This window comes from Methyloversatilis sp., assembly GCF_030696805.1.
Lineage (GTDB): Bacteria > Pseudomonadota > Gammaproteobacteria > Burkholderiales > Rhodocyclaceae > Methyloversatilis.
The window spans coordinates 1-13,756 of record NZ_JAUYRO010000067.1; the positions used below are offsets into that span (position 1 = coordinate 1).

Sequence of the window (13,756 nt, forward strand, 5' to 3'; positions counted from 1 at the left end):
TCGAGGCACCGTTGCCACGTTCAGATCGAAGGCGCGCGCGCCCAACGCAAGGCACCAGCCAACGACCGTGGGAGCGGCCCTGTGGGAGCGGCGGCCTCGCCGCGATACGCAAGCTGGTCATCGACCATCCCGACTGGCGCCAAGCGAAGTCAAGCCAAGTTGATCAACGCAATGCGCCCTTGTCTGGACACCATCGGATTAGTCGCAGCGCGACCTCCGTGCGCGCCCGCGTGCTCAACATCGGCAGGGCGCAGGGGGCGGCATACGGATCGCCTCGCGCGGCGGCAGCCGACAAGCTTGAAGCTTGGTTACGAAGACTACGCAGCCTGATGCTTCGGCGACTGCGCCGGCCAGTGTTGGGTGAGTGCATCAACAAGCACTGCAGAGTCAGGATCCGAAGTCCGGCGGTTCGCGAATGGGCCCACGCTGCGGCAACTCGAGGTCGACGCCACCGAATGACTGCACCGCCGCTCTGGCAACCTCGACCAAGGTCTGACCGGACGCAGGCTCCGCGCTGAGCGCCTGCCTGATGATGTCTGCCGCCTCGTCTTCCATCGAACGGCCATTCCGGGTAGCCCGAATATTGAGCCGAGCCTTTAGCCGTGGATCGAGATCACGGATTTCAAAAGTGCCCATGAGCCACCTCCATCGGTCAGTCCAGCGATTCTACCGGGCGACCAACGACGCTTTGAGGCCGAGCCGCGCGCCGCGTGCTGCCCGCCAGGCGGACCGCAAGCTTGATAGGCGGCGAAAGCAGACTGTCATGAGGACACGCACATAACCACTCAGCGCTCGTCGCGCGACTGTCGCTGCAGAACCTCTGACGGGGTCTGGCGTCGTCCTTCGCTGAGTTTGCGGAGCTTCTCGCTCAGTACGCGGAAAACTTCATTGCGACGCTGTTCCGGCACCGACTTGCGTTCCTTTCCGGGATTCTTCGCCATGAACACGCTCTCTCCCCTATCACCCGTCGGCCGAGTGCCATTGTCCAAGCTGCCAAAGGTAACCCGTCATGCTGTCGCGTTACTCTCTCATCCCACTTGGAGAATGCGACAAGGGCTGAGACGGATGTTACGACCAGAACGCATCGCCTGCAGCCACGGCATAGCCCGAGTTATTTTCTGCGCGCCGTGACGCATGCGGGTCTTCTCAGACATCGAGCTACAAGATGGGAAGGACTAAAACAGCCAGCAATACAGACTGCCAGCCATCCTTGCCGTTGGCGACAAGGTCAATTCCGAAGGGACCGTGCAACTTCGAAAATGAGCCACGATCATCGCCGAGGAATTTGCCCTCAAAGGCTTCGCGATGGTCGACGAGCGCCCGACAAGCGGCGGCTCTGTCCTATCGAACAAATACTTCGAGGAACAGCTTCAGCGCATCTGCACAGATGCGAGGCCTCGCACGCCGGTGAGCCATCGCCCCGACGCTTACAGGGATGATGAACCTACCGATTCCGCCTAAGCCACATGTACTATCCGTCACGCATTCAACGCGCTGACAGAAATACATCCGGATGTCACGTACAGACCGCCTGCACCGGCTCGCCGCATTGTTGAGCCCCCACAGAGTCATTCCTTTCGACCGGCTGCAGTCGGAACTTGCCGTGTCCCGCGCCACCCTGACGCGCGACATCACCTATCTGCGCGACGTGTTGTGCATGCCGCTTGAGTTCGACCGCGACCGTGGCGGCTACTTCCTGGACTTGCGCCAGGGCAGCGGCGGCCAGCTCGAGCTGGCCAACCTCTGGTTCTCGAGCACAGAAATCCACGCCCTGCTGACCATGCAGCATTTGCTCGCCAACCTCGACCCCGGCGGCATCCTGACGCGCCATGTCGAACCGCTGATGGAACGCCTCAACAAGCTGCTTGGCGCAGCAAAGAACGATGCCGCCGCCGTGCGCGAGCGCGTGCTCATCGTCGGCCAGGGCAAGCGGCCGATCACGCTGAAGCACTTCGAGCGCATCGGCTCCGCGCTGCTGCAGCGCAAACGCCTGATCATCATCTACGCCGCGCGTGGCAGTGCCACCGTCACCGAACGTGAAATCTCGCCGCAGCGCCTGGTGCACTACCGCGAAAACTGGTATCTCGAAGCCTGGTGCCACCTGCGGCGCGAACTGCGCCGCTTCGCGGTCGACGCCATTCGCGAAGCCCACCTGCTCGACCGCACCGCGCGCGAGGTGGGCGGCCGGACCTTGAAAACAGTGTTCGGCCCCGCTTACGGCATTTTTTCCGGCAAGCAGATCGAATGGGCGCGCCTGCGCTTTTCGCCCGAACGCGCCCGCTGGGTCGCGCACGAGGCCTGGCACCCGAAACAGAAGGGCCGCTTCGACAATGACGGCTACTACCTGCTTGAAATTCCGTACGCCGACCACCGGGAATTGCTGATGGATATCCTGAAGCACGGCCGGCATTGCGAGGTGCTGGGGCCGGAGGCGTTGCGGGAAGAAGTTCGCTCGGAGATATTAAAGCTGGGAGAGCTTTACGGGCAGGGGCTTTGATGCAGGCTCAGGATTTGAGCATGGCGTGTCCAATAATTCGGTCCACTCCTCCACCAAATAGCCAGACATGAACCCGCCGCCGACACATCTTGAATACTGGGGCAAGGCAAAGCCCGACGACAACGGTTCGTCGTTTCATCGGCTCGCCTATCACTCGCTGGATGTCGCGGCAGTCGGCGTCGCGTTCCTCGACCGCTCACCGGCAATCTGCACGTTCTTCATGAATGCCCTGCAGATTGAGTCGAAATCCGAATTGCAGTCGTGGCTGGGGTTTTTCCTTGCATTGCATGATCTGGGCAAGTTTTCCGAGGCTTTCCAGAGCCAGCGGGAAGATATTTTCGAGGATCTGCGCGGCCGGCTGCCCGATCCGGGAAAGCCCTACAGCGTGCGTCACGACACCCTCGGCTGGATGATCTGGGAGGGACACCTGGAAGCCATCGCCATCGAAAACCAGTGGTTCGGCGACGACAGCGAGTCAGCGACATACGGCGTGGCGTGGTGGATACGGGCGTGTACAGGGCATCACGGCCAGCCACCGAGGAGTGCGGGCGCCGGGCATTGGCGACAACACTTCAGCGCGCATGAAGATGCACCTGCCATCAAGGCCTACATCGACGAACTGTTCGTCCTTTTCCCGCCCGACGCATTGCGCGCAGTGCCCTCCAGCTTGGGTGCGGAACGCTTCGAAGCAATCAGCCGGCACCTCTCGTGGTGGATCGCCGGCCTTGCCGTGATGTGCGACTGGATTGGCTCAAACACCGACTTCTTCCCTTACCAAACTGAACACAGCCGTCTCAAAGACTACTGGGCCAACGCGAAAATACTTGCCGCCAGTGCTCTGGACTCGGCCGGCGTCCTTCCCGTTCCGTACACCGAGCAGTCCTTCCACGGCATGTTCCCGGACATTCCCTCACCCTCGCCGCTACAGGCATGGGCGATCGACACAACGATTTCACCCACCCCGCAGATTCATCTTCTCGAAGACGTGACGGGCGCCGGCAAGACCGAGGCGGCAGTCATGCTGGCTCATCGCCTGATCGCCGCCGGCTGCGCCGACGGGTTCTTCATCGCCCTGCCGACGATGGCCACGGCCAATGCGATGTACGGACGCATCGCCGAGGTGTATCACAAACTGTTCGGCGGCGACCCGAGCCTCGTGCTGGCACATGGGCAGCGCGCTCTGGTCGAACCCTTCGCCAATTCGGTACTTGCGACCACCCGCGACGAAGGCGACAGCGCACAGCTCGACGACACCGCCAGCGCCCGCTGCAGCGCTTGGCTGGCCGATCACAACAAGCGGGCGCTGCTGGCGCCTGCCGGCGTCGGCACCATCGACCAGATCCTGTTGAGCGTGCTCTACAGCAAGCATCAGTCGCTGCGACTGCTTGGCATGTTGCGCAAGGTGTTGGTCATCGACGAAGTACACGCCTGCGACGACTACATGCAGCACGTGCTGGAAACGGTTCTCGAATTTCATGCCCGCGCAGGGGGCAGCGTTGTGCTGCTGTCGGCCACGCTGCCGCAGCACATGAAGCATTCGCTGTTCGACGCCTTCGCCCGCGGGCGCGCCGCCCCGCCGCCCGCCGCCACGTCTGCGCCCGATTTCCCGCTTGTCACGTCCTGGCACGACGGCCTGGCCGAATCGACCATGCAGGCCATCGTGGCGCGTGAAGCCGTCTGCCGGAGCGTGGATGTGCTGTACGTATCAGACGAAGGCACCGTCGTTGCGTCGATCCGTGCCGCACTCGCCGCCGGTCGATGCGTGTGCTGGATGCGCAATACCGTCGCCGACGCGCTGGCGGCCTACGCGCAGTTCGAACACGAACTCGACGCCGAACACCTCATCCTGTTCCACGCCCGGTTTGCACTGCGCGACCGACTCGATACCGAACAGCGCATCCTCAAGCACTTCGGCAAATCGAGCACACCTGACGAGCGCGCGGGGCGTCTCGTCATTGCGACCCAGGTCGCGGAACAGAGCCTTGATGCAGACTGGGACTTCGTCGTCACCGACCTCGCACCGATCGACCGGCTGATCCAGCGTGCCGGACGCCTGCAACGCCACCCCCGTGACGCCTCCGGCCGGCGCCACGCCGATCCCGCCGCAGCGGACGAGCGCGGACGCCCCTGCCTGTGGGTCTTCGGCCCGGAGTGGACCGAAACACCGCCCGCAAACTGGTTCAAGACCTTCCTTCCGAAGGCTGCCGGCGTGTACCCGAATCACGCGCAGCTATGGCTTACGGCCAAGGCCCTGCAATCCGGCAGTTTCACGATGCCTGGCGATGCACGCTCGCTCATCGAAGGCGTATTCGGCGAAGACGTCGACGTGCCGGAAGGCCTGCAGGCGAATGCCGGAAAGGCCGAAGGCGACACCTACGCCAGCATCGGCATCGCCATGCAGAACACCCTCAAACCGGCAGCGGGCTACGTGCGCGACGCCATCGACTGGTGGAGCGAAGCCAGCACCCCCTCGCGTCTGGGCGAAGCAACGATGACCGTATTACTCGCCCGCTGGGAGGGCGACCGGCTGCGGCCGTGGGTCGATCATGAAAGTCTTCGCCACGCATGGGCCTACAGCACGGTGAAGGTGGCCGAGCGGCTGATCGCGGAACGCGTACCGGAATCGGACCCGACTCGCGAACAGGCTGTGCTGGACGCGATCGAGCACCTGCCCGGCAAGGGAAAGTGGTCTGTACTTCTGGTGATGAACCCCGCAGGTACGGCATGGCACGGGCGGGCACTAACGAAGAATCTCGACAAGAGACCGGCGGTCATCAAAACATGGATCTATGACGAGCGCAGCGGGTTGCAGCAGCAGGACATCAACACTCACCTCGAACTGGAATCGGAATGAATCTTCTGCAAGACGCATGGATACCCGTCCGTCGGCACAGCGGTCAGCGTGACTGGATCGCACCACCACAGCTTTCCGACCCGGACATCGTCGCTTTTGCCGCCGACCGTCCGGACTTCAATGGCGCACTCGCTCAGTTCGCGATCGGGCTGCTGCAGAGCACCACGCCCGCAGACACACCCGCCGAGTGGCGACGGCTGCTGATGACGCCACCTGCCGGGCAGGAACTGTCCGCCTGGTTCGCTCCGGTTGCCGAGGCCTTCCTGTTCGAAGGCGATGGCGCGCGCTTCATGCAGGACCTGACACTGAGTGCGGACGAGGCGACGCTCAATCCCGTTGCCGCGCTGTTCATCGACTCGCCCGGCGAAAACGCCTTGCGCAATAACAGCGACCATTTCGTCAAGCGAGGCCGGATCGACAGTTTGTGCCCGGCGTGCGCGGCCGCGGCGCTGTTCACCTTGCAGTCGAATGCACCGGCGGGCGGCGTGGGCTACCGGACCGGGCTGCGTGGCGGCGGCCCGCTCACCACCCTGCTGCTCAGGCAGAAGCCGCAAAGCCTGTGGCAGGACCTCTGGCTCAACGTGCTCGAAGGCCCCTTGCATCGTGCGCACAGCGGCGACGCGGAGAAGACCGCACTGCATTTCAGGTTCCCTTGGCTCAAGCCCATCGAGCATTTGCAAACCGGTGAGGCCATCAGCCCCGCCCAGGTCCATCCCGACCACGTGTTCTGGGCCATGCCCCGGCGCATCCGTCTGGATATCGATGACGTGCATGCGGGCGAATGCGACGTGTGCGGACGGTATTCCGAAACGCTGATCAGGCAGTTCATCGCGAAGAACTACGGCCTGAACTACAAGGGTGCCTGGGATCATCCGTTGTCACCCTATTACGAAGTGAAGGGCGACTGGCTGCCACTGCATCCGCAGCCGGGCGGCCTCGGCTACCGGCACTGGCTGGCCTGGCTGCTGGGCGCCGATGACACAAAGAGCAAGCAGCGCGCCTCGCGCGTGGTGACTCATGCGTTGAATCAGCGGAAACGTCAGATGGGCGGTGCGCTGCGCCTTTGGGCGTTCGGCTACGACATGGACAAGATGAAGGCCCGCTGCTGGTACGACTCCAGTCTGCCTCTCTACGGTCTGGACGAATGCGAAGCGGATGCCCTGCGCGCCGTGTCGTCATGCGTATCAAGCTGGCTCTCCGGTGCGCAGAGCGCAGCGTCCAGCCTTCGCGGCGCGGTGAAGGACGCCTGGTTCGGTGGCGATGCGCGCGGGGATTTCAGTGCAGTCGATGCCGAGTTCTGGGGGCGCACCGAGGCGCAGTTCTATCAGATGCTCAGGCAAGGCCTCGACGCGCTGCGCGCAGACCCGCTGGCCGACATCGACGAGCTGGCGGTTCGCCAGACCTGGCATGCCGCCCTCGTCCACACCGCGCTCGACCTGTTCGACCACACGTTCGTCGGTACCGGCCCTATCGAACGACAAAAGCCCCATCGCGTCGCGGACGCGCGGCGGAAGCTGCTCAACAACCTGTACGGCAACAAGATGCGCGAGGCGCTGCGGCTGCCCTCGCCCGAAAAACCCGCAACCCGGCGAACGCGTGCTGCGTCCGCTCAAGCTTGAGGAGCTACGCATGTCAGATCGATTTTCGCGTGACAACGCCATCGGAAAGATTCTGCTGAACTGGTGGGAGGGGCTGGCTGACGACCGTGCAAGCCGCGCCATCCTGCGCCGTGCCGGCAACACGACGGCGGTCGTGCTCAGTGCCCCCTACCAGCACCTGTTCCGCCGTCTGTCCGCAGCCGGATGGAACGAGGGAAAGACATCCCCTCTGAACGATCGCCTTGCAGCGGCGATCGGCCTGCTGGTGCATGTCGAGCAGGACGGCCCCCTTTCCCCTGCCAAGGCCATGAGCCACAAGGCGGCCGGAGAAGAACGGCCGGCGGTCAGCGAACTTCGCTTCATGCGCCTGCTTGAAAGCGACAGCCCCGACAGCTTGCTCACCGGCCTGCGCCGCGTATTGCCCCTGATGGAACAACGGATCGACGTCATCGAACTCGTCAATGACGTTCTGTTCTGGGGCGACAAGGTGAAGAAAAGCTGGGCCTACGACTACGAATGGCCCGCCCGTACCTGAGACCACAGACCACGCCCCCCCTTCCAGCACCGATTCGACCAGGAGAACACCATGTCCCGTTTCGCCCAGTTGCACATCCTCACCAGCTATCCGCCCTCCAATCTGAACCGCGATGACACCGGTCGCCCGAAAACCGCGTTGATGGGCGATGCGTTGCGCCTGCGCATTTCCTCGCAGAGCCAGAAGCGTGCGTGGCGCACCTCCGACATTTTCGAATCCGCGCTGGCGGGCCATATCGGCACGCGCACCAAGGACATGGGCAAGCGCATCCACACCGACCTCATGGCAGCCGGCGTCGCCGACAAGCTCGCCCGGGAATGGGCGCGCCAGATGGCCGGGCAGTTCGGAAAGCTCAAGTCGGACAAGAAATCGGACAAGGATGAAGACCTGCAGATCGAACAACTCGCCCATTTTGGTCCGGAAGAAATCGAGTCGATCAATGAACTCGCGAGCGCCTGCGCCGCCCGCAACGCCGGCCCCACCGACGAGGAGTTGAAGTTGCTCCGCATGCCGCGCAGGGCTGCAGACATCGCGATGTTCGGTCGCATGCTGGCGGACAACCCTGCATTCAACGTCGAGGCCGCCGTGCAGGTTGCTCACGCCATCACGGTGCACAAGAGCGCCGTCGAGGACGACTACTTCAGTGCAGTGGATGACCTCAACGACGGTCAGAGCGACCGTGGGGCGGCACACATCGGAGAGCGCAGCTTCGGTGCAGGCCTGTTCTACATCTATGTGTGCATTGATCGGGAGTTGCTGAAGGAAAACCTCGGCGGCGACGAGGCGCTGACCGGCAAGGCCATTGAAGCGCTGGTACATGCCATCACGAAAGTGTCGCCCACTGGCATGCAGAACAGCCACGCTTCACGCGCTTACGCCAGCTACGTTCTCGCCGAGAAGGGTGACCAGCAGCCGCGCTCGCTGGCGCAATCCTTCCTGAAGCCGGTGCAGCCCCGTGGCGACGGCGACATGCTGACGCTTGCGGTCAAGGCGCTCGAACAGCGGCGGGAGAATTTCGACAAGGTCTATGGCGCATGCTCCGACGCGCATTACCCGATCAACGTGGAAACCGGCGAGGGCACTCTGGACGCCCTGGCACAGTTCGTCCGGGCCTGAAACCATGCGCTTCTTGATCTTTCAGCTTCAGGCGCCGCTGGCATCGTGGGGCGATACCGCAGTGGGTGAATACCGTCCGAGCCAGAATCATCCCGGTTTGTCGGCGCTGGTCGGGCTGCTCGGTGCGGCGCTCGGCATTCGACGGGAAGAAGAGGCCGCCCACGCCGCGCTGCGCGACCAATACGCCTACACCGTTGGCATCCAGTCAGCCGGGAGCCTGCTGCGCGACTACCACACCGCACAAGTGCCCAGTCAGGCAGCACTGAAGAAGCGTCCACATGCATCGCGTCGCGACGAGCTCGCGATACCCGGTCACGATCTGAACACCATCCTCTCGACACGCGACTACCGTCAGGGCGCCGCATGTGTGGTCGCCGTCGAGGCTGGCGAAACGGCCGACTACTCGCTGGAACAGATTGCCGACGCGCTGCGCAGGCCACGTTTCACACTCTATCTCGGACGCAAGAGTTGCCCGCCGGGTGCCCCCCTGTACCCGCAAGTCATCGAAGCCGCTGACGCCGAGGGGGCTTTCGAGACGTATCTCGATCAGATCCGGGCTGAACTCGCGCGTCACAGTCCGGTGCCGGATCGCCCGCCGCTTGAAGCGCCACGCTGCATCACCCGCCTTGCCTGGGGCATCAATGCGACGGTCAGCATGCCGCCGGATCTCACCACGACGCGCAAAGACCACCCGCTCAGACGCAACGGGTGGATGTTCGGCGATCGCGCCGAATATGTCGCACTGATTTCGCAGGAGGGCTGAGCGTGTACTTCAGTCTTATCAGTCCCGAATCCGGCCAGGAGCGCAGCGCCGCTCACGAATGGCTCCAGGGCGCATACAGCGAGCATCAACTGCTGTGGCGGTTCTTTCCGTCACCACACGGTACCGGGCGCGACTTCCTGTTTCGGCGCAGGGATGTAGATGGCGTGCCCCGCTTTTATGTGGTGTCCCAACGCAGGCCGGAAGCGCCGCACCCCGCCTGGCATGTGCAGACACGCGGCTACACGCCAGATCTTGCAGAAGGCACGCGTCTGAACTTCGAATTGCGCGCCAACCCTGTCATTGCGCGCGGAACCGAGGGCCGCGGCAAACGGCACGATGTCGTGATGGACGAGAAAAAGCGTCTGCTTGCCGCCAGAGGTCTCACCGACTGGGCAGCCTGGACGCCCGGGTGCAAGACAGCAAACGGCGAAGACGACTCCCGCCCGGAACTGGCGGAACTGGTTGCACACACCTGCACGGCCTGGCTGCAAGCCAGAGCCGAACGACATGGTTTCGCGCTCGACTGCGCATCACTGCGCGTCGAAGGCTACACACAACATGGCGGCAAGAAAGCTCAACTACGCTTCAGCACGATCGACTTCAACGGGACGTTGATCGTCACCCATCGTGAACGCTTCGCCCAAACGCTGCAGGAGGGTATCGGTCGAGCCAAGGCATTCGGCTGCGGGCTGCTGTTGGTCCGTCGGGAGGATTAATTTGTTCTATCATTTGATGGCACAAATTAATCCGGAGCTGATCATGGAAACCTTCACTGTCCGCGACTTGCGGGAACGCACCGGCGAACTGATTCGCGGCGCGGAAGAAGGCAGGCTGTCCGTGGTGACCAAGCACGGAACGCCCGTCTTCATCGCCGTACCGTTCGACGAGACCTTGCTGCGCGAGGGCGTGGCGACCGCGCTGGCGGTACGGCTTTTCGATGAGGAACATGTGTCCCTGGGCAAGGCGGCGAAGATGGCGGGGCTTTCGGTCGGGCAGATGACGGACCTGCTTGCCGGCTATGGCATTCCAGTCATCCGGACCACGCGCGAAGAGCTGGAGCAGTCGCTTGCCGATTTCGGATGAGCGGCGCCACATCGTTGTCGCCGATGCCGGCCCGCTGATCGCACTCGGCCGCGTCAACGCCCTCGATTTGCTGCCACGCCTGTTCTTGCGCGTCGACGTGACCGAAACCGTGATCGCCGAATGCCTCGCAAGGCCTGACCTGCCTGACGCCGCGCACATCGCGCATGCACTGGAACAAGGGTGGCTTCAGCGCTGCCGGGACCTTGCAGGGACGACTTCTGTTGCGCTGGATGCAGGTGAATCGAGTGCGATTGCGTACGCGCTTGCAGCGGGTATCGGCATCCTGCTGGATGACCGGGTCGCCGTCGTGCATGCCCGGGCCATGGGCCTGAAAGTGATCGGCACACTTGGCGTACTGCTCATGGCGAAGAAGCACGGTCACCTTGCAACGATTGCACCGGTCATTGATCTGCTTGCTGCAGGCGGCGGCCACCACCTGAGCAAATCGGCGATCACTGCGGCGCTCGCCCTGGCTGGCGAAACAGCAGAGGATCAGTCGTAACGATGCTGCCACCGCTCAAACCCATCCCGATCAAGGAACGTCTTTCCATCGTATTCGTCGAGAAGGGCGAAATCGACGTGGTGGACGGCGCTTTTGTCGTGGTCGACCAGCAGGGCTTTCGCGTGCGCGCCGTGCTCACGCACATCCCGGTCGGCGGCGTTGCCTGCATCATGCTGGAGCCGGGCACACGGGTTTCGCACCGCGCTGCCGCACTGGCTGCGCGCGTGGGCACGCTGCTGGTTTGGGTCGGCGAAGCAGGGGTGCGCCTCTACTCGTCCGGGCAACCCGGCGGCGCGCGCGCCGACCGCCTGCTCTATCAGGCGAAGCTTGCGCTGGATGAGAACCTGCGCCTGAAAGTAGTACGGAAGATGTATGCCCTTCGCTTCGGTGAAGAGCCGCCGGCACGACGCAGCGTCGAACAATTGCGTGGCATCGAAGGCGCGCGGGTGCGTCGCACCTACCAGTTGCTGGCGCAGAAATTCGGCGTGCAGTGGAAGGGCCGTGACTACAACCCGGAGGACTGGGACGTATCCGACCTGCCGAATCGCTGTCTGTCGTCAGCGACGGCTGCGCTCTATGGCGTCACCGAAGCCGCCGTGCTGGCCGCGGGCTATGCCCCGGCCGTGGGATTCATCCATACCGGCAAGCCTCTGTCATTCGTCTACGACGTGGCCGACGTCTACAAATTCGACACCGTCGTGCCGGTCGCCTTCAAGATCGCCGCAAGCAACCCACCCAATCCCGAACGGGCCGTCAGGCTCGCTTGCCGGGACATCTTCCGGCAGAGCCGCCTGCTCGAACGCATCATCCCGGACATCGAAGACATTCTTGCCGCCGCAGAGCTTCCCCGACCACCGGAACCTGAAGGTATTGTCGGCCCCGCCATCCCCAATCCGGACAACCTCGGCGATGCTGGTCATCGTAGTTGAGAACGCACCGCCGCGACTGCGCGGCCGGCTCGCGATCTGGTTGCTCGAAGTGCGTGCCGGCGTGTACGTTGGCAATTACTCGCGAAAGCTCAGGGAGCACATCTGGGAACAGGTCGAAGCCGGTATCGAAGACGGAAATGCGGTGCTGGCGTGGACCAGCAACAATGAGGCGGGATTCGACTTTCTGACCCTCGGTTCAAATCGTCGCGAGCCGGTCGAATGGGACGGCGTGAAGCTTGTGAGCTTCTTTCCGAACCCGGAAGAGCCAGGTCTTTAACACTTCGCACAAATGCGACCAGCATCGGAATTTGCTGGTAGATTTTGTTCGTCTAAAATTTCCATTATTTTCATGGAGATAGAGATAGTCCGTTCCCCGCAGGCGCGGGGATGAACCGCCGCTGAGTACATCGCGAAGTTCGGGCGCGATCCGTTCCCCGCAGGCGCGGGGATGAACCGACGACTACGCGGGAGCATTCGACGCGCCGGCCCCGTTCCCCGCAGGCGCGGGGATGAACCGAAATCGCAGCCGGGCGGGGCGTGTTCATCCCGCCGTTCCCCGCAGGCGCGGGGATGAACCGGTACGACATCAATCAGCGATCAGGAAAACAGCCCGTTCCCCGCAGGCGCGGGGATGAACCGGGTCGTCGCGCTTACGAGGATTTTATCGGCGCCCGTTCCCCGCAGGCGCGGGGATGAACCGGATGACCATGGCCAAGGCTGAATTCATCGGCTCCGTTCCCCGCAGGCGCGGGGATGAACCGTTCAGCGCGAACTTGCCGGCCGCGTTCGTCGACCGTTCCCCGCAGGCGCGGGGATGAACCGATGCCGCGCACCTGCGTCTTGACTTGGCGCGCCCGTTCCCCGCAGGCGCGGGGATGAACCGGACAGTTCCTCCACCACCACCACCCGATCACCCCGTTCCCCGCAGGCGCGGGGATGAACCGGGCAATCCGTGCGAGTACGCCTGTCATGTGCGCCGTTCCCCGCAGGCGCGGGGATGAACCGCCACACTGAGGTGTTGTCGGTGCTGGAGCCACCCGTTCCCCGCAGGCGCGGGGATGAACCGTGGCCGAGCGGCACGAAGAGAAACTGCTGCTGCCGTTCCCCGCAGGCGCGGGGATGAACCGCAAAATCTGCGCGCTTGTTTCGCCCGAAACTCCCGTTCCCCGCAGGCGCGGGGATGAACCGTGCCGACCGAGCAACTCCAGATTCTTGGTCTTCCGTTCCCCGCAGGCGCGGGGATGAACCGTCGGTGCCTGCCGCCGTGCCGCGCGGGATGGTCCGTTCCCCGCAGGCGCGGGGATGAACCGCTTTTTGCACGCACCCGCTGCCAGATAGACCGCCGTTCCCCGCAGGCGCGGGGATGAACCGGTCATTCGGAGTTGCCTTTCTGGCAGTGGGTGCCGTTCCCCGCAGGCGCGGGGATGAACCGTGAGGGCTTAGACGACGCGCGCTTCGGTCAGCCCGTTCCCCGCAGGCGCGGGGATGAACCGCTGGCCTTCGCCACGATCCCGGTGTGCCCGTCCCGTTCCCCGCAGGCGCGGGGATGAACCGCCGCACGTTGAGTGGCTACGCAACCCCGACACCCGTTCCCCGCAGGCGCGGGGATGAACCGGAATTTCCGGCCATCGCCGAACGCGAAGCTGTACCGTTCCCCGCAGGCGCGGGGATGAACCGCACATCACGGAGAGCTTTCGGGCCGCTGGCGTCCGTTCCCCGCAGGCGCGGGGATGAACCGCCATCCGGCAGTGACAGGTCGTACTCGACGACCCGTTCCCCGCAGGCGCGGGGATGAACCGCCTCGCGGGCAGGCGAGCGCGGACAGGATCAGCCGGTCCCCGCAGGCGCGGGGATGAACCGCATCTAGCGTGCGCTGCCA

At 63.7% G+C, this 13,756-nt stretch carries 13 protein-coding genes and 1 CRISPR repeat array; of the genes, 11 read left to right on the plus strand and 2 right to left on the minus strand.

Annotated features, from left to right (window positions below):
• Positions 1-387 precede the first annotated feature (387 nt).
• Complete coding sequence (locus tag Q8R75_RS11890; RefSeq protein ID WP_305614814.1) at positions 388-636, minus strand: plasmid stabilization protein; 249 nt, start codon at positions 634-636, stop codon at positions 388-390.
• A gap of 149 nt (positions 637-785) precedes the next feature.
• Entirely contained in the window at positions 786-941 is a 156-nt protein-coding gene (locus Q8R75_RS11895) for a hypothetical protein (protein ID WP_305614813.1), read from the minus strand.
• Positions 942-1,513: 572 nt separating this feature from the next.
• On the opposite strand from Q8R75_RS11895, the gene Q8R75_RS11900 reads away from it, so the two are divergent.
• The 11 genes from Q8R75_RS11900 (at position 1,514) to cas2e (ending at position 12,154) form a co-directional block, all read left to right on the plus strand.
• Positions 1,514-2,497, plus strand: a complete 984-nt coding sequence (locus Q8R75_RS11900) for a WYL domain-containing protein (protein ID WP_305626041.1) — start codon at positions 1,514-1,516, stop codon at positions 2,495-2,497.
• A gap of 67 nt (positions 2,498-2,564) precedes the next feature.
• A complete protein-coding gene (gene cas3 / locus Q8R75_RS11905; RefSeq protein ID WP_305614810.1) occupies positions 2,565-5,351 on the plus strand; it encodes a CRISPR-associated helicase Cas3' in 2,787 nt (928 codons plus the stop codon).
• Positions 5,348-6,970, plus strand: a complete 1,623-nt coding sequence (casA, locus tag Q8R75_RS11910; RefSeq protein ID WP_305614809.1) for a type I-E CRISPR-associated protein Cse1/CasA — start codon at positions 5,348-5,350, stop codon at positions 6,968-6,970. Before cas3 ends, casA begins: the two co-directional genes overlap by 4 nt.
• A 10-nt stretch (positions 6,971-6,980) precedes the next feature.
• Positions 6,981-7,484 (plus strand): type I-E CRISPR-associated protein Cse2/CasB, encoded by a 504-nt coding sequence (gene casB / locus Q8R75_RS11915; protein WP_305614808.1) that lies wholly within the window; start codon positions 6,981-6,983, stop codon positions 7,482-7,484.
• A gap of 51 nt (positions 7,485-7,535) precedes the next feature.
• The gene (cas7e, locus tag Q8R75_RS11920; protein WP_305614807.1) at positions 7,536-8,600 is read left to right on the plus strand and encodes a type I-E CRISPR-associated protein Cas7/Cse4/CasC; all 1,065 of its coding nucleotides are present in this window, start codon (positions 7,536-7,538) and stop codon (positions 8,598-8,600) included.
• Between the two features lie 4 nt (positions 8,601-8,604).
• Positions 8,605-9,363: a type I-E CRISPR-associated protein Cas5/CasD gene (gene cas5e / locus Q8R75_RS11925; RefSeq protein WP_305614806.1), complete on the plus strand. Its 759-nt coding sequence runs from the start codon at positions 8,605-8,607 to the stop codon at positions 9,361-9,363.
• Positions 9,364-9,365: 2 nt separating this feature from the next.
• A complete protein-coding gene (cas6e, locus tag Q8R75_RS11930) occupies positions 9,366-10,079 on the plus strand; it encodes a type I-E CRISPR-associated protein Cas6/Cse3/CasE (RefSeq protein ID WP_305614805.1) in 714 nt (237 codons plus the stop codon).
• A gap of 1 nt (position 10,080) precedes the next feature.
• A complete protein-coding gene (locus tag Q8R75_RS11935; protein ID WP_305614804.1) occupies positions 10,081-10,446 on the plus strand; it encodes a type II toxin-antitoxin system prevent-host-death family antitoxin in 366 nt (121 codons plus the stop codon).
• On the plus strand, positions 10,430-10,948 hold the full coding sequence (locus tag Q8R75_RS11940; protein ID WP_305614803.1) for a DUF3368 domain-containing protein: 519 nt from the start codon (positions 10,430-10,432) through the stop codon (positions 10,946-10,948). Before Q8R75_RS11935 ends, Q8R75_RS11940 begins: the two co-directional genes overlap by 17 nt.
• A 2-nt stretch (positions 10,949-10,950) precedes the next feature.
• Complete coding sequence (gene cas1e / locus Q8R75_RS11945; RefSeq protein ID WP_305614802.1) at positions 10,951-11,877, plus strand: type I-E CRISPR-associated endonuclease Cas1e; 927 nt, start codon at positions 10,951-10,953, stop codon at positions 11,875-11,877.
• Complete coding sequence (gene cas2e / locus Q8R75_RS11950) at positions 11,858-12,154, plus strand: type I-E CRISPR-associated endoribonuclease Cas2e (RefSeq protein WP_305614801.1); 297 nt, start codon at positions 11,858-11,860, stop codon at positions 12,152-12,154. The genes cas1e and cas2e overlap by 20 nt, the downstream gene beginning before the upstream one ends.
• A gap of 89 nt (positions 12,155-12,243) precedes the next feature.
• Positions 12,244-13,737: a CRISPR direct-repeat array (repeat unit 29 nt; unit sequence CCGTTCCCCGCAGGCGCGGGGATGAACCG).
• The last annotated feature ends 19 nt before the right edge of the window (positions 13,738-13,756 follow it).